The following is a 21,420-nucleotide window of genomic DNA, read 5'->3' as shown; positions in this document are numbered from 1 at the left end:
CCACAGATTACAGTATCTGATCAGGACTAGCTAACCAGCCAGCCCTGAATATATGTAATTACCTCTAATTACCCGGATACTTCTTAACTATAGTTTCCAATAACTCTTCTATTTGCTCATCACTCTGATAGATCTCCCGTATCTCATTAAGCAGCTGATCTAACTTTTCATCAGCCAGAACTTTGACCTGCCCGAATATACTCTCTAATGACTGATCCATTTTCTCTTTAGCTAAGCCTTTAATCTTATCAGTTTCCAGCGGAAATTCTACTTCTTCCAATTCTTGATTTACCTGTTGGGTTAATTCTAAGTTACTAGTTAATTCGCAGTCACTAAAGTAAATGCCTACTAGATAATTCTCCATTTTCCCGATCTTAGACGAAATGGCACCATAGCGGGTACTTCTCAAAATATTGCCTAATACATAAATTAACTCTTCTGCAGTAACATCTTTAAGTGTCTGAACATCAATAAAGTGAGTCTCCGGCTTAATATATTCAACCTCACCTAAACTAGTAGAAGTTTCTCCAGTCTCTGGATCTCTCATAGTTCCATTATCATATAATGCATTGAAGGTCCTTTTAGCCGTCACTTTTTTAGCTGGTAATAAAGAATAAGCATCATTAGTAATCACTCTAGCTTTCTGTGCTCCACCACTACCGACGGCAAAACCGTATAACATGCAGTCTACACATTCACCGCAGGGTGTATTTCTATTCATAGCACAGATATCTCCATCATTTTCAAATAATTGATCATGTCTGCGTAATAACTCTCTACCTGTCCTTCTCTCAACTGCTACCTGTTTGCGCTTAGTCATCACTACTCGTTGAGTGGGCTCTTCTTGTCCAGTAATTCTAACAAATTCTTTGCTTAACCCACCTTCACTTTCAGTTCTAAAGATTGTTTCAGATTCAGTTTTTCTCACCAATAAGATATTTACATAGTTACTCTGCGGAAAATTCTGATACTCATCCACCAAAAAGTCACTATATTCATCCAATAAATCCATTTTAATACCTCCCATTAAAGATTTACTCCTCTGTTTTAGTAGCTTTCCGGTAATAGAATAAATAAGCTGATTTTATAATCTTCTGGTCAGCAATTAAATTATTAATCTTGCCTTGATAAACGCCTTCTAGTAAGTCTTTTTTAAATGTAGCAACAAACTCTTCAATCTTTTGGTACTTAGTCTCTCCTGGCTGCCTATCATCAGGAGAAATTCTTTTGATATGATCAAAAATCTGCTGTGTAGCTGTAGCAAATACAGTCTCTAAATCCAGATACTCACTCTTTCGCTCTAATAAATCAAAAATGATATCAATCGGTTTCAGCAGTGAATTACGCTTAAAGGTCTTGCCTTTAATATACGACTTACCAGCCAATTCTCCTAACTTAGCTATCACTTCAGCTGATTCCATCTCTTCCCCTCCTTTAGTAGAAATAAGACTCTCTAACTTCTCAAGAACACGTCTAGAAATAGCCAACTCTTCCCTTTCACTATCTGCTTTCTGAATAATTAATCTATCCAGCACAAAGAAAAGTTCCATTAAATTGTCACTGGCTGTTCTAAATAACTTAGCATAAACCTTTCTGCGATCTGTCCCTTCATCCACTTGGCTCGAGATATTATAGAAATCTTTAATATCACCCCATAGCTCTTCCACTTCTTCATGATCTAAATTCTGCTTACCAATCACTCCTTTTAGATTAAAAGGTAGATTATCTAAGTAAAGTTGATCAAATTCATTATGAGCTAAAGGCGGAATCGGAGTTCTTGATAAAATTGCTCTGAAATTAAAGTATCTCATCCAGATTAGAATCTGCTGTAGAGCAAAAATAAACCGCTGGGTATCATTATCACCAGGACAATTCAAAGGCAGAGTAATGATATTACCTACTACCTGTGAATAGCGAGGTAATGGATTCCCATTAGAGTTAGTTTCACTAAATTTCAACTGCAGATCACGGTCAACTTTCTCATCCAATTGATCAATGATAATCTGATCATTCTTTAACATAATTGCTCTATTATCCTCGCCCCGCAGCTTGTCCAATGTATGCCTGAAGGCATTAAGAAATACAGCAGAATGAAATCCTTTAGGATAAAAGTGTAAGTAAAAAGTATCTGTCTGTGAATGAGCAACAAAGTTTAGTTTTTCTAGCACAAATTGCTTATTACAGATTTTGCAGATATTACGTTTCGGCTCCCCTCCGCCGCCGGCTAATCGGTTAGAGAAAAATTGAACATTAATATTATCCGGCACATCTCCTGCCATCCAGTCATCTACTTCATAATCCAATCCACAAGTCGAACACTGTTTATGCGGTTTATCTAAATAGTAGTCAAAATTAGCCTGAAATTCTTCTTGATCCACAAAATTCTGCTGGTCAATACTTAAAACACGATAAATATACCGTTTAAATAAAGAATCTGTTTCATCATCTTGTAATTCATCTACTACCTCAGTTCCTCTTTCTTTTACTAATTGATATAGCTTATCATAACTAAGATCTTCATTATCCATCAAATACTTGGCTAATGGATAAGGACGATAGTAAATTGCAGCTAAACCACTCAATAATTCAAAGTAAGATTGAACTTCTTCATCAACATCTAATAATTCGTAAGTCCTATTCCAGGCCTGAGCTGAATTTAAATTAAAGTGATCAAGACGCAGAAAATTATAGTAGGCTCGAATCAATTCAGCTGTATGAAACTCTTCTTCTACAAAAGGAGTATCTGTTAAGGCAGCAAAGAATTCTTTATAGTCCTCAGTAGTGTCTTGATCTAAACCGTCAACATTTTCAAGTACTTTCTTCCAGACTTTAGTATGCCGATCACTACCATACCCCTTACTGTGAATTCGATTATCAACTACTTCTAACATATCTATAAATGGTACATTTAAGTCTAAACATTTCCCATCAATTTTAATTCCCGTTGAAGTAGAGCTTATAAAGTCAGCAAATTTGCCCCTAACTATCTTGTTAACCTCTTTTTCCACTTGCTTAGCTAATTTTTCAAATTCATTCCGAGTAAGCTTCACTGGATCGTCAGTAAGATAATAGATTCCTTTAGGATAGACAAAAACTGGTGTATAATTATATTCTTCCTGTAAATACTGGTTAACAGCATTGTGAATTAGATTAGTCAAAATCCCTCGATGTTCTGATAAACGATGATTAACTAACTGATACTGCTTATCAGCAATAATATTAACTTTAGATAAGAATTTATCTTTTTGATATTCTTCACTAAATTCATCTGAAAGATCGGCTACATCTACTCCTTTAATTAATTCAACTAACTCTTCTAGTCTATCCTGTCCTAATTGAAAATCTCGTTTATTTGGTGCTAACAGTCCCTCCATAGCATGAAACTTACCAGCATGATTTCTAACTAAAAAGGTTATATCATCTATATATTCTTTAGCTTCAGGAAAAATCTTGACTAGATTAACTCGCTCTAATTCTATTAAAATATCTTCAAGAGTTGCTTTCTTTAGCGGAATATTTTTGTTAGCAAATCGCTCTATCTTATTCATATCATGAACGGTATAAGCTGCCAAACAAATCTTTTCTTCTAATTCAGTTAAATTACAAATATCTTTTAACTCTTGGATCAACATACAGCCTGTTAAAACATGTTCACCTAAGGTAGTTCCTTCTCTATTCCCCCATTGCTGAATCTTATAATAAGGGGTTAAACCATTAAAAGCTACTTCTTGTAAGTAGTCATTCCAGAAGCTATCTTCTTCACTGGCTACTAACTCTAAAATACTGGACATTACCTCACCTCCTAAGAACTATATAGTTTTAACATTCTTTTTGCTTCATCTTCAGCCTTACTCCTCAACCAGTCCGGTTTTATAATTTCTGCATCACCTCCAAAGGATAAAATCCAATAGAATATTTCTCGCCACCCTTCAACTTTAACTCGATAAATCACTGAACCATCCTTCAGTAATTCTTTTTCCTCATCTTTATTAAATTCAGTTTCTAAAATTAATTGTGCTACATCAGAAGCAAACTTCACTTCTATCTCTGCTGGTTCTCCCTTCATTAGTTCCCAAGACTCAGTTACATACTCATCTAAATTAAAGTCATCAGGTAGCTCAAAATATTCCCTTAAATGATTCCACTCTCTTACTCTACTAAAGCGAAAAGTCCTAACTTCATCTGCTAGATGACAATAAGCAGCTAAATACCAACTACGCCGCCGAAAGAATACTCCGTATGGATCGACTTTCCGCCACTTCACCTCATCAGAGCTAAAAGAATAATACTTTATTTCTAACCTCCTATTATCAATCAAACTAGAAATAATCGGCATCATCTTATCCGAAATTTCTGTAGCTATCTCAGTTCTGCTAGGATAAATCCCTACTCGCTTCTCTATTTCCTTTGCTATTTCAGCCAATTTATCTGGAAATACTTCTTCTAATTTGACTTTTACCTGCTCTAACTCTCCATCAAATTGGGTATATCTCTTCAGCTCAGATAATGCAATCATCAATGCAAACGCTTCATTATAAGTAAAGTTAATATTAGGGAGTTCAATATCATTAATAAATCTAATTCCTGCACTAGTTTCTACTGGCAGTCCAGCTTCGGCTAAAGTGTCAACATCACGTCTAATAGTTCTAGCTGCAACCCCAAACTTATCAGCATAAAATTGAAAGTTTTTACCTGGAGCCGAAGCTATATGGTCTATCAGCGAAGTCAACCGCAATAAGCGATCATATTTCACTTGGCCTATCTCCTTTCGCAAATATAGTATAGCACAACCTTTTGACAACTGTCTGTCAACAAGTATTAATTTTTTCGAATCTTAGCTTAGTATAATAATTTAAATAAAACACCAATAAATACCTTTTAAAAAAATAAAAACCTAGGAAAGAAATATTATCTTCTTAGGCTACTTAGCTACTTGTTTTATTAAGTCATTTCAATTCCTATCTTATCAACTGCTTTTCTTAATACTCTATAGGCTTGTACTCGACTAATTGGTTTATTATCTCCTTTCCTACTCTGAAATAAATACTCACTAACTTTCATACCCTGAATGTAGCTATCAATATCTTCTCTTAACTGAGGATTAATTATCTGTTTTTTATTCCTACCTGTTCTCTGCTCTATCACTTCAATATGCGTTTTGTTTTTTTGCATCTTCAACTCTTAAACTCAAAATATCTCCAATTTTAAATCCCTGTTAATTCCTATGCTAAAAAGCGAGTAATCCCTATAGTTTTGCTTTATTAATTCATTCTAGTGTTTTGATATATTAAATTTACACTCCCCTGAAAGGCATGAAAAAATTAAATTTTCATAAAAAAATGACTAACCCCTCTTAATGAGAGATTAGCCATCAAAATTCTTTCAGTCTCCTAGCTTACGGAGTAGTCATCGTAATCCAATTCTTGATGAAGCTTCATGTCATTACTACAGATCTTTCAGTCTCCTACTTAATGGAGTAGTCATTGTAATCGCACCAAAATGAAAATTCCAATCCTATGCTGACGGGCTTCATAGACCTTCATACTTTCGAAACCACCGGAATTATTTCGAAAACTGATTCTTGCACGAAACACCCGGAGGTTTTCGAAACAGCAATTTATCTCTAGTAATTTAATTCTATACTATCCTATTATTTCCTGCATAAAATGGGCGAAAAATTACTTCAACGAAAAAATCTAAATGAACAAATACCTCTTAAAAAACAAAAATCAATTTCAGACCAAGACTGTTATATGATACCCCGAGTTTGAAAATTAAATTCTTTTATTCGATTTAGAAATAAAGAGTTAGCTAAACTGCAAGAAAAGATATCTAGGTGCCAAAAATACTCTAACCGTTGGAAAAAGTTAAACCGAGCTAAAAAGAAGTTGCTCTCTAAAAGCAAAAACAAAGTTATGGATGTGTTGAAAAAATACGCAAGCCATCTTATTAGTTTTTGCCTAAAGAGAGAAGTTTCTACAATAGTTGTTGGTGATATAAAAGGGATTAGGGAAAATATAAACTTCGGCACTAAAGATAATCAAAAAATGCACCAGTGGGTATTTAGACAATTGACAGATATGATAAAATATCAAGCTAAATCAATAGGTATTAAAGTTAAATTTATAGATGAAAGCTACACCAGTCAAACCTGTCCTAAATGCGGTTATCAACACAAACCAAGTGATAGAAACTTTGATTGCTCCAATTGTAATGCTAGTTTCCACCGTAACATTGGTTAGGAAGTTGGATTATACCCAATAAGAATCCTCGTTCGTGACGATAGGAACGGGCGGGGAGTAGGTCAAATTCAAATAAGGTGCTTATTATGTATGATATTATTGTTGATAGCTTATAATAATAAAAACTATTTTATAGAAATTAAAGATAAACATAAGAAAGGAGATAACTATGAATAGAAAAATTACTTATATTTTTATACTTCTATTAGTTGTTGCTCTATCAGGTTATGCCTATTTCATAAATATGTCTCCCGATGAAGTTCCTAAACAGCAAACAGAAGATCACGCCCAAGAAGATAGGCTAACCAAAACTGAGTTAGAGAATGTGGAAGAGAATATAAATGCATTTAATATCGAAGATGATTTCAGGATTACTCAAAATCTATCACAAGAAAAAAATGATGTTTTAGCTCTCAACTCCCAAAAAACAACACAGGTTCTAAAAAAGATTAATCCTAAAAGAAAAAATACCGTACTTCATCAATATGATTCTCGCTTACCGGAAACTATTAATAGAGCACTCCAGTATTTTTCTTATGATATTTCCTATAATTATTTTCTAGTAACAGAAGAAAATGGTGCTGAAATTAAAGAAAATCCGGACCCTGCCACTACTACTGTAGTCCGAGTGGAAAATTTGGATAAGGTATCCCTACTGCAGAGAGTTGACGGAGAAGAAGTGGCTGGTTCTAATATATGGTACAGAGTTGCAATCGAAAAGGATAATCAAATTTATGAAGGTTACCTACACTCTACAACCGGTCTTACCCGAAAATTTCGTTTTGATAAAATGCAGAATGCCGTCAATAACTTAAGACAAGAGGTAGCAGAGGGAGCTCTACACTATATTAGTAATTACAAAAATCAAAATGGCGCTCCTCCCCAAAAAGGAGATTCTGCAGTAGATGAACAAGGATATAGAGTTTACCACAGTGCTCCGGCTTATAAAGAAGCCAGCACCGATGCCAACTATAGATATGCACCAGATGGAATGTTGGTAAGAATCCTAAATGAAACAGATGATTTCTATTATGTTAATATTCCTACTTTTGATGGAAATTTCTATATACCAAAGCAGTATATTGATTCTACTGCTAAATTAAATCAGTTAAACCATGTCCTTGTAGTAGACAATGAGCAGCAGAATCAAGCTGCTTTTAAGCTTGTTGAAGACGGCCTTAATCTGGTTTCATATACACTGGCTACTACAGGAAAGCCAGGAGATTTTTCCTTTGAAACCAGCCCTGGTGCTTACAAAGTACTGGAAAAAAAGGAACGTTTTGAATACTTAAAAAAAGGTTCAGAGGATATTGCAGGTTATGCACCTTTTGCCACACGATTTTCCGGAGGAGCTTATCTTCATGGAGTTCCGGTAGCCTATGAAGAAGAAAATGGCGAAAAGATAGATCCTGGACTAATAGAATATATTCATACCATCGGCACCTTCCCCCGTTCCAGTATGTGTGTACGTAATTTTACCAGTCATGCAAAATTTATCTATAATTGGATGGATGTCCAGAATGGTGCAGTGATAGTTATAGATTAATACAATTCATCTCCACCTGAATCAAACTAAAGATTCAGATGGAATTTTCTTGAGGCATTTTAGATAAAGTATAAAATATTAAAATCGCATTTAAATATCTGGCTTAATTAGTATACTATCATTTATTTTAAATATCTACTTTTAGTAACATATTTCATTAAATTTAATATAAAAATCACATAATTATATCAAAGTACATATATTGTTAGTGAGAAATAGATAGAAAGGAGGAACAAATAATGGTAGATACAGCTAAACTCAATCAAACTGAAATTAACTTCCTTGGATTAGGAATTATATTCTTTCTAATCTTCTTCTTATTCTTCTTATAAGAATCAATTTCAAGCCAGGGCTGCTGTATGGTGGTCCTGACTTGAAAAGTTATTCTCTAGTAGCGGCTAATCTTGTCTTTCTTGTTTAGCCTTCTCCTTCATTTCTTTAGTGCTATCTATACAGCCGCACTCTTTCATTTCTTCAAGCATCTTCTCTGCTTCTTCTTCATTCTCAGGAATAAACCCAGACTCTTCATCAGTTTTATTATTATCCATAAGTTCATCCCATAATTCTTTAATACTGTCAATACCATCATCATTACTTGAATCTAGATCATCTGTATTTAGCTCATTCTTCATTAAAACCACCTCTAAAGATAGTTTGTGATTAAAAAAGATTATTATGAGGCGGTCATAGTTTTTTATTTCTAATAACTACTAGATCCATATGAATTACGGAATATCTTCTGGTAATTTAAATCATCTTCTTTATGGGGCGGTTTCTCTTCATCGGCATAGCCAATAGCAATAATTGACTCCACTTCAAGATTATCGGGGATACTCAATACTTCCTTAACATACTCACTGGAGGTTTTTTCAGCACTATGGTTTCGATTCCTAATCTGAATCCAGCAAGAACCTAAACCCAAATCTTCCGCAGCCAACTGAATATTAATCGAAGCAATTGATGTATCTTCTATCCAGACATCACTTACTTCAGGATCAGCACAGACAACTATTCCTACCGGTGCTCCATCCAAAAAAGCAGAACCAGCTTCTTTTGCATCAGCCAATTGATTTAAACTCTCTTTATCATCAACAACGATGAATTCCCATGGCTCAAATCCTCTTGAGGATGGAGATAATAATGCTGCTTTAATCAACTTCTCAACCTTTTCATTCTCTACTTCTCTGTTCTGATACTTTCTAATACTTCTTCGCTTCTTAAGTAAGGATAACACTATAAGCCCCTCCATATTTATGATTTATTTTCTTTTTCAACAAGAGAAATCCTTCCAAGGTATTACTTTAATAAATCTGATAATCACAATATATCCTTCATTTTAAAAGAATATTGATATATTGTTGCAGTTTAGAGTTGATATCTTGCAAACGCTCCGAAAATCAGCCCTGATTAATTAGCAATAAATTAACCTTAGAGCTACTGTTTGAATACCCTACTTTATATGTTAGCCATTTTCTCTTTTGGGGCTGCTTTAAAGTCGCTTTTTGCAAGATATCAACTAAATTGTGCAAAATTATCTAAGGAAGCGTTTAAAATCAGATTAATGAAAATTCTGTGCTATAAATAGTCAATATGTATCCGCCGCTTGTCGTTCGCTCAACGTCCTGTTTCGCTCACTGTCAAAAAACAGTTTTCCGCATAGCCAGCATAAAGACCAATACTGGCTATGGGAGAAACTCATGAAGCAAAAAAACAGTATTATTTCTCTAATTTACAAGGCTAGGAGCAAGGATTAATAATCCTGCGGACCCTCCATGGCTCCAAACTGTTTTTAAGAGTTGCTCTGGACACATATTGACCATCTGTAATAAGGTATCATTACCAATGGAAGTTACTCTAAGTGCATGATAATTTATTTTGGATTACAAATAGTCAACATTTCTCTGGAGCGACTCTTAAAACTGACTCGGAACCATGGATGGTGGAGAGTCAGTTTTTGAGAATGAGTGAGACAGGACGTCGAACGAATGGCAAGCGTAAGAGATTTGTTGACTATAATCTGCAATATCATGAAAGAAACTATATTAGCTGCAAATGGAAAGTGACACAATATATCAATATGATATTATTTCCCTAATCTATCTACAGCTAAAATAGCATCTTTGACCATTTCAGCATCTACTTCAAACGGCATATTATGAATCGTCTCATCCTCTACAGAGCTTGTCTCGGCTACTTTTAATATATCTTCTTCATTTATTTCTTCAATACCTAAATCGACCAGTGTTGTAGGTAATCCTACTTCTTTACAGAATCTAATTACCTCTTCTATTAATTCAGGCGGTCTATCCTCCATTACTAACTGTACTATTGTAGAATAAGCTACCTTCTCACCATGAGTTTTGCTGTGAGTCTCTTCTAATACTGTAAAACCGTTATGGATAGCATGGGCTGCAGCCAATCCTCCGCTTTCAAATCCTAGACCGCTTAATAAAGTATTGGCTTCTACGATCTTCTCTACGGCTTCTGTTACTGCTTCTGCTTCTACAGCTTCTTTAGCCGCCGTACCGTACTCAATTAAAGTATCATAACAGAGCTTGGCTAAATTAGTAGCAGTTATAGTCTGAGTACCTCCTGGTATATTTGGAGCCTTAGTTACACTACAGGCATCTGCTTCAAAATAAGTGGCCAATGCATCGCCCATACCGGATACTAAAAATCTAACCGGTGCTTTGGCTACTATCTTAGTATCAACCAAGACTAAATCCGGATTCGAAGGTAAGAATAGATACTCTTCAAAGACTCCATCCTCGGTATAGATTACAGATAAAGCACTACAGGGGGCATCGGTGGCTGCAATAGTCGGGACAATTCCAACTGGTAAGCCAGCATAATAGCTAACAGCCTTTGCTGTATCTAAAGTCTTTCCTCCTCCGATTCCTACTACAACTTCAATCTTTTCCTTTTGAACCATCTCTTTTAATCTATCAATCTCTTTTTTTGAAGCCTCACCATTAAACTCTTCCAATTTTACATCTTTATTGGCCAGTCCTTCTTTAACTTTGTCGGTAAATAGCTCCAATACAACGGGATCACATAATGCTAGTACTTTCTCTCCAAAATCATCTAGATATTCACCTAATTCTTTGATTACTCCTTTACCCTGTACATACTTATTTGGTGAAATTAAGATTCTCGTCATATCATTATCCCCTTTCATAATTATATTATTTTCTCTAATATATTCTCCCCCTTTACTCAATTTAAATACTAAATTAAATTATAAAATAATGGAAATTGATACTTAGTTAAGTTTTTTATGTGAACTACTCGGCATTGAAATACCGAGCTTCATGGTCGCCTGCTTTTATGGGAGTTACCCGTAATATCAAGCAAGTTACCCAATCGGCGTGTCCAACACCAATACTCCTATCCAGTTAATACTGGACTTGGAGGTACTTTTAAGCTGCAAATTGATGATTATTCCAGTTATATTTAACCGGATTTGATAACCCTTTTACCTGCAGAGTAATATCTGGCCCTTTACGTCGCTGCTGTAAGTATTTGCGTAAGATATTAAATGCACCTATGCTGTCGGCATTAAAAGCTTGATTGTTATCTTTATCAATATAAAGCCCTCTTTTAACTCGGTTAGATTTATTAGCATATTTCTTAGTTACTTTTTTACTGTAAGGGCTGCATTGGCTGGTATATTTTTCACTCTTCTTGATTAAAGTAATCCCTTGTAAATTAAGTTTATACTCTAGCTGGTGATAGATAATATCAAAAGGTAGTTTATGGAGTTTTTGATTGTTCTGTTTACCTAGGTCAGCATCATCACGAATATTTTTTATATCACCAACGATTACTCTAGATATATTATTTTCAATACAGTAATTAACTACTTTTTTAGTTGCACTATGAATTAAGTGAAATAATTGTTTTCGTCGCTTTTTATATAGATTTTGGATACGTTTAGAAGTCTTTTTGCCCTGACCATTCAAAATAGATTGATAATGTTTGATTTTTTTATCAAAATAACGATTAATAGCTAAATATTGTCCACCGTCAATAATAAAGCTTTCCTGATTTTGATTACTGTAACAAGTCATTAGATTATTAATGCCTAGATCAATACTTAAATAATTACCGTTATCTTCTTTAATAGTAGGAGTATCTACTTTATAAGTTAAGATTACCTTATAAGTATCATCGCTTAAAGGTTTAAACTCAATTCTAGTAGTTGAATTAAGAACATCTCTATTACTGGATAACAGCTCATTAGGCACTCTTATCCATAAGAATTTGTTGGTAATAGAGTATTCCTCTTTTAGATACTTTTTTAACTGTTTAGGAATAGATAATCTTAACTTACCATCAATAATTTTAAAACCATTATTGAGATAACGGAAGTTAAATTTACTGTCTTTAGGTTTATAATTAGGTGGATTAGGTTCACCAGTATATTTATCAGGATTATTTTGATAATCTTTTTTACTTTGATAAAAACTATCCCAGTTATCAGCTAAAATTTTAAGTGTTTCCTGTGCTGTTTGAGAAGGTAAATTTTTATACCAAAATTTTTCTTTTAATTGCTTTTTTTGTTTATACCAATCAGGATAATTTTTAGCACTATCTTTAGACCAATTTTTACGTTGATAATTGCCGATATTATATAACCTAGCACTAGCATAAGCTAAACAACCTAATACAATTTGTTGGGTTTGATTAGGTTTATGAATAAAATATTTAGCTAACTTCAATTAGCTCACCTCCTTATGATAGCCAACATTATAAACACATGTTCTGGCATGAATTAAATTATTTTGGTTGCTCAATTGTTATCACCTCTTACATATAGTATATCATATATTACTTTTAATATCAAACATATCAAAAGTTAAAGCGATTACATATGGTTTAAAAACAAGTAAAAAATAACCTATTCTTTAATATTGAATCAAAGAATAGGTTAGTAAATTCATCACCCATATAAATAAGGGTGGGTTCTTTACTTTTTGTCCTAAAGGATTAGACAAAACTTCTTGTTTCATAAATAAACCAGCTGCTAATTGACTAAAAGTGTACCGTACCCAACCAAAATAATAAAAAGTAATTGTTAAAATTGTTTTAGGTATATTACCTATAACTCCAGCAACTGCACCAAGTATTATTGGATCTGCAAATAGTTCTTCATCTTCCAAGATATTATCCCCACCATTTTATCTTAATCGTTGGATAATATTAACAAATAATTGCATAAAAAACTCCCGGCCAACTGCCTGCCCGGAAAACTAGCTAATATACTAACTGCTGTAAACTCTTTATTTTATAATTTAAATCTACTGCTGCGACTCCAAATTTTGATCCGAAAACTGCTTAAACTGTTCTAAATGCTGTTTATCAGTCTGTAAAACTTCAGAAACTAAATCTTTACTTTTTTTATCCAGTTTCTCTATTAAATTCTCTTCCACCAAATTAATTCCCATATCTTCTCCCTGATAAATCTTATTGACTGCCTCTTCTTCAGACGGCTCCATCCCCAATAAGTCACCGATTTCCATCATTGTCTTAGAAACTAATCCCGATAATCCACTGTTTTCTTGCGGATCAGCTCCTAAATCCTCTATTCTTTGAGCCAACTTAGAAGCATGCTTTTGATGATCCTCTTTAAACTGCTGTAGTAAATCCTTAGTCTGGGAGTCATCAATCCGATCAAGATACTGATCATAAGTATCTATAGCCATATGTTCACCTTTTAACACCTTATTTAAAGTAACTACCACTTCTTTATTATTTTCAACCTGATTTGGAGCAGATTCCCCGGCTGCTGTTTCCTGCTGTTGATTATTATCCTGCATAATTGTCCTCCTCAAGTTTTTTAGACTATTTTTAATTCTGTTAATTATTTTCCCTAAGCCTATCTTATTTTATTCATTTTATATTTTTTTTGATAACCGCATTCATCTATAAACCATAAAGATACGTTAATTGCTAACTCTGATAATCCAGTCTAAACAGCTTTTCTAACGGTAATATCTTTCTTTACCTGATCCTTAATGAATTGATCATAAATATCGTATAAAGTCGTATTCTTCACGTTGAGTCACCTGCTCTGTCTGTTCTTCCCTATTAGTTGCCCCGCCTAATAATTGAGCATTCTTAACTAAGTAATCCATAGCTCCAACTACAGCTTTAAGCCATTTACTATTATACTCATCTTCTGACTTACCTTCATTAATGGTTTGGCTAGCTTCATCCGCTGCTTTTTCAGCAAAGGTCAATAATTTATTTGTTCTATTTCATTTCGGTATTTTTAACCCATCTAGATATGCTTGATTTACTAATTCCATATTTTTCAGCCGATTCATTATAAGATGTTGCCAGAGCCATAGCCACAACCTTCTTTTTAACTATAATGTTTTGGCTGCATTGTTGTCCAGCCTTTTAATTTACCATATTTATAAAATTCATCTAACATATCTAAATGATTAAATAACATATTTGAAAAGAAATCTCTAACATTATCATTAGAGATACTTTCTGTAACAGGTCGAATTAAATAATGTAGTTCTGAAATTAAATCAGCATATATTTTTCTAAATATATATCTATCTGTTATTTGATCTAACTGTTTTGTAGTATTAATATCTTCAGCAGGTCGGTCTGGAGCTTTAATTTGATAGTTGTTTGTTAAATTTTCTAACTGTTCAATCTCTTGGTTAAACTGTTCTAAATGCTCATTAATAAGTATTTCTAAGTCTTTATCATGGATAAAATTTTTATATAAATTATAAGTTTCTGTGCTAATATACCTAACTCTTAAACTGTTCCAGATATGGAATGTTTCGTTAGATGATATTTGTTCTTTTTCTGATTTCAAATTTTTGAACAGTTTATCGAAGAAATTTATATTCATATTCTTTTCCTCCTTTCATTCATAACAGTTTTCTCCTATGCATTATTTTATACTTCTCTTTTCCCAAAAACTTTAAGTGCCACGTAAGCTACTAAAGTAAAACCAAAAAACATTAATAACATCCAGGCAATACTCTTTAATGAACCAATTAAAGTCCTATAAATTTCTAAAGTCCAACGTTCTGGAGTAAGAATAATAGCTTTAGTATTTTCTCTAGGCCCACTAGGTGCAGTAATATACTTTTCTATTTCCCAAATCCTTACTCCTCCAGAAATTCCTACTACATAAATAGCAAACTTAATATATTTTGTCCAAGCTTTACTGATATCATCAGTCACAATTTTGCTTAAAATATTATCAATCGGTTCATCAAAAGCTTTAATAACAATATAACATGATATCAAAGCCACTAGAAAAGTTACTACCAATAATAAATAAAACATCTTTTTCCTCCTTTGCTCATATAACTTTCCTTAATTATATCTTGGTTATTCAATAAGCTATTATTTTACATTAATATTATAACACAGTGAACTACTCGGCATGCTTCAATTACTCAAACGCTGGATACTTATTCACATGTAATTCCTTCTATGCAAAAAGAAGCGGTCCAAAAATTGAAAAATAGCCTTAAAAAATAAGCATGGCGACAAAATGGCGACATTTCTGCTTAAATTAAAAAAAAGGCTGTCATTAATGACAGCCTTTCATCTTTGATATGTCAGTATTTGAAGATGGTCGGGCTGACTGGATTTGAACCAGCGACCCCTACGCCCCCAGCGTAGTGCGCTACCAAACTGCGCTACAGCCCGAGTACTTATTAATTACTCAACACAAGAAATAATAACATAATTATAGTTAATTGTCAAGACCATCTCAGCCATTTTCTACCTGTGCCCTACGATAAAATAGATAAAAGATTACCACTACCAAACCTACCACTAAAAACTGTAGATTCTTATAACTAGTCATTAGCTCTTCTAACTTTGTCCAGTTAGATGATACATACAGTCCGCCTAATACCCAGGCCATCCCCCAGACAAAGTTTCCGGCTATACATACAGCAGAGTATTTTAAGATATTCATTTCCTGAAAACCAGCTGCATAAATCATTGGTACTCTCAATACTCTAGAAAAAATCTGTGTAATCAATAAAGCCCAGATTCCATAACGGGAGAATAAATACTCAATCCTATCCATTCTATCCGATTCATCTAACTTGAATAGACTACTCTCCTTTAACCATCCTTTACTCCAGCGGCCGATTGAATAGGCAGTCAGATTACCGATAATACTCCCCAATACAAAGTAACTCACCAATCCCAGAACAGACATCTGGCCATTAAAAACAAAATAACTGCTAATAGCCAGAATAATACCATCCGGTATCGGCAATCCCATCCCTTCCCCTACTGCCGATAAAAAGATAATTAAGTATCCATACTGACTACTCAAATCTATAATTAAAGCAATTAAGGAATTGAAATCCACCTTCTTCACCTCACAATTCATCATTACTCTGATATAATTGACTCAAATAGAACAATACTATTAATAGTATTCCAGACAAGGAGGACTAATTATGCCAACTTCAAATTATTTAGATCTCTATCAATCCGGAAAATTAGCTAAAAGAGTAGAAAAGGCTTATGAGATATTACAGGACTGTACTCTCTGTCCCCACCATTGTCATGTTAACCGAAGTAATGATGAACTAGGATACTGTCAGACAGGTAGTGAAATTAAAGTAGCCAGCTATGGCCCGCATTTTGGCGAAGAAGAACCGCTAGTAGGTTCTAACGGCTCCGGTACAATCTTTTTTAGCAGTTGTAATCTAAGATGCGTTTACTGCCAAAATTATGATATTAGCCAGCACCAATCAGGTGATGCTGTGACCGTCGAAGAATTAGCTGAAATAATGATTTCCTTGCAAAAAAGAGGCTGTCATAATATTAACTTCGTTACTCCCAGCCATATGATCCATGCTCTGCTGGCTGCTACTCTAGAGGCCTGCAAGAAAGGACTGGAAATCCCGCTTGTTTATAATTCCGGGGGCTATGATGATAAAGAAGCTCTAGGACTATTGGACGGCATAATCGACATCTATATGCCGGATGTTAAGTATATAGATGAAAATACAGCTTTAAAATATTCAAAGATACCGGACTATCCCCCTATCGTCAAGACTGCCCTCAAAGAGATGCATCAACAAGTAGGAGATCTAAAGATTAAAGATAACGTTGCCGTACAGGGATTACTCATCCGCCATCTTATTCTTCCTAATAATCTAGCCGGAACTAAAGAAATTATAGATTTCATTGCTGATGAGCTATCTACTGATACTTATATTAATATTATGGATCAATATTACCCTGCCTATAAAGCAGCCGACTATAAAGTACTGAACCGCAGAACTAATACCTCTGAATTTGAAGAAGCAGTTGAAATTGCTCAAAATAAAGGGCTAAGCAGAAGATATCTTTAACATCCGGCCAATATTCTCTCCCAGACTTTCTAATAAGATTGAAGCCTTATCCATAGCCTTATCCAAAGACATTGGAGCATTGGTTATTGAAAATAAGGCATCAATTCCGTGTTCATAAACCTTATCTGCACCAGCACCTAAGCTACCAGCAACACCAACTACCGGTAAGGAATGCTTCTTGGCTACCTTAGCAACACCAATAGGTGTCTTTCCAAATACAGTCTGAGAATCAATCATACCTTCACCAGTGATAACTATATCAGCCTCTTTAACTCTCTTTTCAATTCCTGTAGCTTCTATCACAACATCTATTCCCGGCTTTAATTCCCCTTCAAGAAAGGCTACCAGGCCAGCTCCCAGCCCGCCTGCTGCACCAGCTCCAGAAATAGAATCAACAGCAACCTCTAAATCACGGTTAATTATATCAGCAATATGTCTTAATCCTTCATCCAATTCCTCTACCATTTCAGGATCTGCCCCCTTCTGTGGAGCATAAACATAGGCTGCTCCCTCTTTACCGTAAAGCGGATTATCAACATCACAGGCTACTTGAATTTCCGTCTCTTTAATCCTGGCATCCATTCCTGAAAGATCAATTCTTTTAATGCTCTTTAATTCTCCTCCACCAAAGCCAACTTCCTTCCCATTCTTGTCTACAAAATTACCACCTAAAGCCTGAGCCATACCAACGCCGCAGTCGTTAGTTGCACTGCCGCCAATTCCAATAATTAATTTCCTACAGCCTTCATTCAATGCAGCTTTAATTAACTCACCTGTTCCGTAAGTAGTAGTTTTAGTAGGATCTCTATCATCTTCAGAAACTAAAGGAAGCCCCGAAGCAGCCGCCATTTCAATAACAGCAGTATTATCGTCACCTAAAATACCAAAAAAGGCCTCTACCCTGTCACCTAAAGGACCAGTCACCTCTTCTTTAACTATTCTTCCTTCGGTAGCATCAACTAAAGAACGGACAGTTCCCTCTCCACCATCGGCCATAGGTAACTTCTCTATTTCAAACTGCAAATCTGCTTTCTTTAGACCTCGCTCCAAGCTCTCTGCTGCTTCCAATGCAGTTAAACTTCCTTTAAAAGAATCCAGAGCTATTAATACCTTCATATTTTACAACCCCTTAGTTGATATTAGCTACTCTAATCATTTTTAAAGAAATCAAAGACTATTTCAGAAAAAACTTTTACTCCAATACTTAGTATATCTTCATCAATAGAAAATTCAGGATGATGGATTGAATCTGTTAATCCTTTGTCTTCATTATAAGTACCTAAAAATAAGTAAGTCCCTGGAACTTCCTGCTGATACAGAGAAAAATCTTCTCCTCCCATCGAAGGCTCTATATCCTCAACTACCCTATCAGTTCCTAATATATCTTCAGCCACCTTCTTAGTCTGAGCAGTAAACCGGGCGTCATTAACAGTAGCAGGAATCCCAAACTCATAATCGAGGTTATATTCTCCTCTGGCCCCTTCCGTAACATTGGCAATAATCCCTTCTATGCGGTTTGAAATAAACTTTCTCACCTCAGAATCAAAAGTCCTTACTGTCCCAGACAGTTCTACTTTATCAGGAATTACATTAAATGCAGTTCCTGCATTAAAGGTACCTACAGTAATCACTGCCGAATCCAGAGGACTTATTTCACGGCTAACTATCTTCTGTAACGATTTTACTGCTTCTGATCCCATAACTATCGGATCGATAGACTTGTTAGGAATTGCACCATGTCCACCTTTTCCTTTGATCTCAACTTCAAATTTATCAACTGCAGCCATTACCGGCCCTTCTTTAATTCCCACAGACCCACTTTCAATATCCGGCCAGATATGCAGCCCAAGGATAGCATCAACTTCAGGTTCACTCAATACACCATCTTCTAGCATAGCCTCTGATCCACTCAATATCTCTTCAGCCGGCTGAAAAATAAACTTTACATTACCATTAAGTTCCTCGCGGTACTCTGATAAGATTTTAGCTGCACCTAAACCAACAGCTATATGGCCGTCGTGACCACAGGCATGCATAATCCCTTCATTTTGAGAAGCAAATTCAAATCCGGTTTCCTCCTCAATCGGCAGGGCATCAATATCGACTCTAATCGCAATTGTTTTACCAGGGTTACTTCCCCGCAGTAATCCTACTACTCCAGTCTTCCCTACTTCTGTTTTAACTTCTAATCCCCAATCATTTAAGTAATCAGCAATTCTGTCCGCCGTTTCATATTCATTAAAAGCTGTTTCAGGATGCTTATGAAATTCACGCCTAATAGTAATTAAATCCTCTTCAAAATCAGATATCCTATCTGTTAAATTCTTCATTTTATCACCCTCCCAAATTTAAAAGATGATAACCTATTATATAATAAGTTATCATCTTATCATTTGTAACTCAATTAAATTTCCTATTTATCTACTGGTACTGTAGCCTCTTCGGTAAATTTCTTAATATGTTCCATGTCATTAGGCTTTGTCAGTAAACTAACAAATATAAAGACAACTATATTAGCCAGTAGCCCCCAAATTCCTGGATTAATCTCAAGAGGAACCGGTCCTACTAGAGAAATATAAGTATTGACAACTACTCCCGTTAACAGACCTGCAATTGCCCCCTGTTTTGTAGCTCTAGGCCAGAAAAAGGTTGCGGCCACTAAAGGGAAGAATTGAACAATAGAACCATAAGCCCCCAACAGAATAGCTACTAATGATTTAGCTCCAAAAACTGCTATATAATAAGCTACACTAGTAAAGATAACTACTGCAATTCTAGTTACTATCACAGACTTTCTATCATCTAAATCAGAATTAATTACCTTCCGATGAAAGTCCATAGTATAGACTGAAGCTGCACCATGAGTAATAGTATCAGAAGAAGACATAGCTGCAGCTAATGTACCAGCAGCAACTAAACCTAACCCCCAAGCAGGTAAATCTAACTGCATAAGCATCGTCGGTAAAATCTGATCTGCTGCTTCTAAACTTTCAGAAGCTACTACTCCAATACCAGAAAAACCAATAAATAAAACCGGTACCATAAAGATAGCAAAGGTAGGATAAAACAATATTGTTCGTTTAATAGTCTTTTCCGAGTTACTAGTATAGGCCTTCATAAATAAATGAGGCCACATTGTAAAACCTAAAATTGAAACTAAAAGTGCAGAACTAAAAGCAGGCCACGACATCTGGGATCCTCCAACTAACAAATGGGTAGGACTAGTTTCAGCAATCTGTTGAAACATTGCCGTAGGTCCGCCATGAAATTTAAAAGTTAACCAGATTCCTAATACCCAACCCATAATAATCATCATTGAAGCCTGTAAAACATTAGTCCAACCTACACCACGGACACCACTAGTTAAAACATAAATTAATACAACTCCATAAGCCATTAAAGCTCCTAACCAGAAAGGAATCATTCCCCCGGTAGTTACATTAATTACATAAGCCATTCCTTTTAGCTGGAGAGCAATATACTGTATAAAAGCCAAAATACTTACTATTGCCATAATTGCTGATAATGCTTTAGATTGAAAACGATCTGATACTAATTCAGCCTGTGTTACATAGCCATATTTACGTCCTAATCTATAAGTTCTCGGTCCCCAGATTAGCCAGGGAACCAATCCCAATCCACAGTAAGCCATAATATAGAAGGAGGCTGCTCCTTTAGAGTAAGCCCAACCCGGTCCTCCTAGGAAAGCAAAAGCACTATATATTGCACCACCCATTAAAAAATACATTATTACAAGACCTAAACTGCCGCTGGCTGCTACATACTCTTTAATATCATTCTCTTGACCTATACCAGCTCTAATTCCTGTAGCTAAAACAATTACTAAATAAGCAGCAATAACTAGTAAAACTATTACTGAAGTAGACATTTAATTTTCACCCCCAAATTCCTGTTTATATCTGATTAATAATCCTATAAAAGCAAAAACTCCTGTCCAAATTACAATCCAGACCATTGAAAAAGGCATTCCTAGAATAATAGGATGAATTCTATTCCCAATAAGATAAATTGGCCACACCTGAGCTAAAATAACAATGGCAAAATAGATCACCCAAAAAATAGATTGCTTCTTCTTCTTTTCACTAATAGTATCAGGAAAGAAAATAGGTGTTAAAGGAACCTGCTTATCATCTGATTCTTCCATTTTTTCACCTCCTGTTATTAATATACATTAGATTATAATGATTCATGTTATTTCATATTATACTATGTTATAACTATAATGTCATCTTTTTTACCAATTTTCTGT

Annotated in this window: 21 protein-coding genes and 1 tRNA gene; 3 read left to right on the top strand and 19 right to left on the bottom strand. The window is 34.9% G+C overall.

What is annotated here, in order from left to right; translation table 11 throughout:
- Positions 1 to 64: 64 nt before the first annotated feature.
- The 4 genes from cas7d to acear_RS04350 form a co-directional block, all read right to left on the bottom strand.
- Positions 65 to 1,012 carry a type I-D CRISPR-associated protein Cas7/Csc2 gene (gene cas7d / locus acear_RS04365; protein WP_013277799.1) on the bottom strand — a complete coding sequence of 316 codons (948 nt, stop codon included), beginning with the start codon at positions 1,010 to 1,012 and terminating at the stop codon, positions 65 to 67.
- A 22-nt stretch (positions 1,013 to 1,034) separates the two neighbouring features.
- A complete protein-coding gene (gene cas10d / locus acear_RS04360) occupies positions 1,035 to 3,791 on the bottom strand; it encodes a type I-D CRISPR-associated protein Cas10d/Csc3 (RefSeq protein WP_013277798.1) in 2,757 nt (918 codons plus the stop codon).
- A gap of 11 nt (positions 3,792 to 3,802) precedes the next feature.
- Complete coding sequence (locus tag acear_RS04355) at positions 3,803 to 4,753, bottom strand: helix-turn-helix transcriptional regulator (protein WP_013277797.1); 951 nt, start codon at positions 4,751 to 4,753, stop codon at positions 3,803 to 3,805.
- A gap of 188 nt (positions 4,754 to 4,941) precedes the next feature.
- Positions 4,942 to 5,178 carry a site-specific integrase gene (locus acear_RS04350; protein ID WP_148217670.1) on the bottom strand — a complete coding sequence of 79 codons (237 nt, stop codon included), beginning with the start codon at positions 5,176 to 5,178 and terminating at the stop codon, positions 4,942 to 4,944.
- 608 nt (positions 5,179 to 5,786) lie between these two features.
- On the opposite strand from acear_RS04350, the gene acear_RS04345 reads away from it, so the two are divergent.
- Both acear_RS04345 and acear_RS04340 read left to right on the top strand, forming a co-directional pair.
- The gene (locus acear_RS04345) at positions 5,787 to 6,242 is read left to right on the top strand and encodes an RNA-guided endonuclease TnpB family protein (protein WP_083771332.1); all 456 of its coding nucleotides are present in this window, start codon (positions 5,787 to 5,789) and stop codon (positions 6,240 to 6,242) included.
- A 169-nt stretch (positions 6,243 to 6,411) separates the two neighbouring features.
- Positions 6,412 to 7,788 carry a L,D-transpeptidase gene (locus tag acear_RS04340; RefSeq protein ID WP_013277796.1) on the top strand — a complete coding sequence of 459 codons (1,377 nt, stop codon included), beginning with the start codon at positions 6,412 to 6,414 and terminating at the stop codon, positions 7,786 to 7,788.
- A gap of 398 nt (positions 7,789 to 8,186) precedes the next feature.
- Here the strand turns inward: acear_RS04340 and acear_RS04335 are convergent, their stop codons facing one another.
- The 11 genes from acear_RS04335 to acear_RS12095 form a co-directional block, all read right to left on the bottom strand.
- The gene (locus tag acear_RS04335) at positions 8,187 to 8,420 is read right to left on the bottom strand and encodes a hypothetical protein (protein ID WP_013277795.1); all 234 of its coding nucleotides are present in this window, start codon (positions 8,418 to 8,420) and stop codon (positions 8,187 to 8,189) included.
- A 68-nt stretch (positions 8,421 to 8,488) separates the two neighbouring features.
- Positions 8,489 to 9,022: a nitroreductase family protein gene (locus tag acear_RS04330; protein ID WP_013277794.1), complete on the bottom strand. Its 534-nt coding sequence runs from the start codon at positions 9,020 to 9,022 to the stop codon at positions 8,489 to 8,491.
- A gap of 849 nt (positions 9,023 to 9,871) precedes the next feature.
- Entirely contained in the window at positions 9,872 to 10,948 is a 1,077-nt protein-coding gene (locus tag acear_RS04320) for a glycerol dehydrogenase (protein WP_013277793.1), read from the bottom strand.
- Between the two features lie 259 nt (positions 10,949 to 11,207).
- The gene (locus acear_RS04315; RefSeq protein WP_013277792.1) at positions 11,208 to 12,509 is read right to left on the bottom strand and encodes an RNA-guided endonuclease InsQ/TnpB family protein; all 1,302 of its coding nucleotides are present in this window, start codon (positions 12,507 to 12,509) and stop codon (positions 11,208 to 11,210) included.
- A 186-nt stretch (positions 12,510 to 12,695) separates the two neighbouring features.
- Entirely contained in the window at positions 12,696 to 12,950 is a 255-nt protein-coding gene (locus acear_RS04310; RefSeq protein WP_013277791.1) for a hypothetical protein, read from the bottom strand.
- 138 nt (positions 12,951 to 13,088) lie between these two features.
- Positions 13,089 to 13,607 carry a DUF2383 domain-containing protein gene (locus tag acear_RS04305; RefSeq protein WP_013277790.1) on the bottom strand — a complete coding sequence of 173 codons (519 nt, stop codon included), beginning with the start codon at positions 13,605 to 13,607 and terminating at the stop codon, positions 13,089 to 13,091.
- A gap of 207 nt (positions 13,608 to 13,814) precedes the next feature.
- Positions 13,815 to 14,030, bottom strand: coding sequence for a hypothetical protein (locus acear_RS04300; protein WP_013277789.1), 216 nt, complete (start codon positions 14,028 to 14,030; stop codon positions 13,815 to 13,817).
- 125 nt (positions 14,031 to 14,155) lie between these two features.
- Positions 14,156 to 14,665: a DUF3231 family protein gene (locus acear_RS04295; protein ID WP_013277788.1), complete on the bottom strand. Its 510-nt coding sequence runs from the start codon at positions 14,663 to 14,665 to the stop codon at positions 14,156 to 14,158.
- 47 nt (positions 14,666 to 14,712) lie between these two features.
- On the bottom strand, positions 14,713 to 15,108 hold the full coding sequence (locus tag acear_RS04290; protein WP_013277787.1) for a hypothetical protein: 396 nt from the start codon (positions 15,106 to 15,108) through the stop codon (positions 14,713 to 14,715).
- Between the two features lie 292 nt (positions 15,109 to 15,400).
- A tRNA-Pro gene (locus acear_RS04285) sits at positions 15,401 to 15,477 on the bottom strand.
- Positions 15,478 to 15,541: 64 nt separating this feature from the next.
- Positions 15,542 to 16,156 carry a DedA family protein gene (locus tag acear_RS12095; protein ID WP_049772650.1) on the bottom strand — a complete coding sequence of 205 codons (615 nt, stop codon included), beginning with the start codon at positions 16,154 to 16,156 and terminating at the stop codon, positions 15,542 to 15,544.
- Positions 16,157 to 16,247: 91 nt separating this feature from the next.
- Here acear_RS12095 and acear_RS04275 point away from each other — a divergent pair, with 91 nt between their 5' ends.
- Positions 16,248 to 17,150 carry a radical SAM protein gene (locus tag acear_RS04275; protein WP_013277785.1) on the top strand — a complete coding sequence of 301 codons (903 nt, stop codon included), beginning with the start codon at positions 16,248 to 16,250 and terminating at the stop codon, positions 17,148 to 17,150.
- Here acear_RS04275 and acear_RS04270 read toward each other — a convergent pair.
- The 4 genes from acear_RS04270 to acear_RS04255 form a co-directional block, all read right to left on the bottom strand.
- On the bottom strand, positions 17,130 to 18,266 hold the full coding sequence (locus acear_RS04270) for a glycerate kinase family protein (RefSeq protein WP_013277784.1): 1,137 nt from the start codon (positions 18,264 to 18,266) through the stop codon (positions 17,130 to 17,132). The genes acear_RS04275 and acear_RS04270 overlap by 21 nt on opposite strands.
- 32 nt (positions 18,267 to 18,298) lie before the next feature.
- The gene (locus acear_RS04265) at positions 18,299 to 19,480 is read right to left on the bottom strand and encodes a M20 metallopeptidase family protein (protein WP_013277783.1); all 1,182 of its coding nucleotides are present in this window, start codon (positions 19,478 to 19,480) and stop codon (positions 18,299 to 18,301) included.
- A gap of 83 nt (positions 19,481 to 19,563) precedes the next feature.
- Positions 19,564 to 21,039, bottom strand: a complete 1,476-nt coding sequence (locus acear_RS04260; RefSeq protein ID WP_013277782.1) for a sodium:solute symporter family protein — start codon at positions 21,037 to 21,039, stop codon at positions 19,564 to 19,566.
- Positions 21,040 to 21,315 (bottom strand): hypothetical protein, encoded by a 276-nt coding sequence (locus tag acear_RS04255; RefSeq protein WP_013277781.1) that lies wholly within the window; start codon positions 21,313 to 21,315, stop codon positions 21,040 to 21,042.
- Positions 21,316 to 21,420: the final 105 nt, after the last annotated feature.

Source organism: Acetohalobium arabaticum DSM 5501 (genome assembly GCF_000144695.1).
Classification (GTDB): Bacteria; Bacillota; Halanaerobiia; order Halobacteroidales; family Acetohalobiaceae; genus Acetohalobium; species Acetohalobium arabaticum.
The sequence above is the reverse complement of the archived record's forward strand: the minus strand, read 5'-3'. Positions and strand labels throughout refer to the sequence as shown.

What these genes read in the sequence shown, in the direction of transcription:
- acear_RS04270 (WP_013277784.1), bottom strand. Translation starts at nt 18,266, where the DNA reads ATGAAGGTATTAATAGCTCTGGATTCTTTTAAAGGAAGTTTAACTGCA.
- acear_RS04320 (WP_013277793.1), bottom strand. Translation starts at nt 10,948, where the DNA reads ATGACGAGAATCTTAATTTCACCAAATAAGTATGTACAGGGTAAAGGA.
- acear_RS04335 (WP_013277795.1), bottom strand. Translation starts at nt 8,420, where the DNA reads ATGAAGAATGAGCTAAATACAGATGATCTAGATTCAAGTAATGATGAT.
- acear_RS04290 (WP_013277787.1), bottom strand. Translation starts at nt 15,108, where the DNA reads ATGTTTTATTTATTATTGGTAGTAACTTTTCTAGTGGCTTTGATATCA.
- cas10d (WP_013277798.1), bottom strand. Translation starts at nt 3,791, where the DNA reads ATGTCCAGTATTTTAGAGTTAGTAGCCAGTGAAGAAGATAGCTTCTGG.
- cas7d (WP_013277799.1), bottom strand. Translation starts at nt 1,012, where the DNA reads ATGGATTTATTGGATGAATATAGTGACTTTTTGGTGGATGAGTATCAG.
- acear_RS04295 (WP_013277788.1), bottom strand. Translation starts at nt 14,665, where the DNA reads ATGAATATAAATTTCTTCGATAAACTGTTCAAAAATTTGAAATCAGAA.
- acear_RS04260 (WP_013277782.1), bottom strand. Translation starts at nt 21,039, where the DNA reads ATGTCTACTTCAGTAATAGTTTTACTAGTTATTGCTGCTTATTTAGTA.
- acear_RS04265 (WP_013277783.1), bottom strand. Translation starts at nt 19,480, where the DNA reads ATGAAGAATTTAACAGATAGGATATCTGATTTTGAAGAGGATTTAATT.
- acear_RS04340 (WP_013277796.1), top strand. Translation starts at nt 6,412, where the DNA reads ATGAATAGAAAAATTACTTATATTTTTATACTTCTATTAGTTGTTGCT.
- acear_RS04275 (WP_013277785.1), top strand. Translation starts at nt 16,248, where the DNA reads ATGCCAACTTCAAATTATTTAGATCTCTATCAATCCGGAAAATTAGCT.
- acear_RS04255 (WP_013277781.1), bottom strand. Translation starts at nt 21,315, where the DNA reads ATGGAAGAATCAGATGATAAGCAGGTTCCTTTAACACCTATTTTCTTT.
- acear_RS04305 (WP_013277790.1), bottom strand. Translation starts at nt 13,607, where the DNA reads ATGCAGGATAATAATCAACAGCAGGAAACAGCAGCCGGGGAATCTGCT.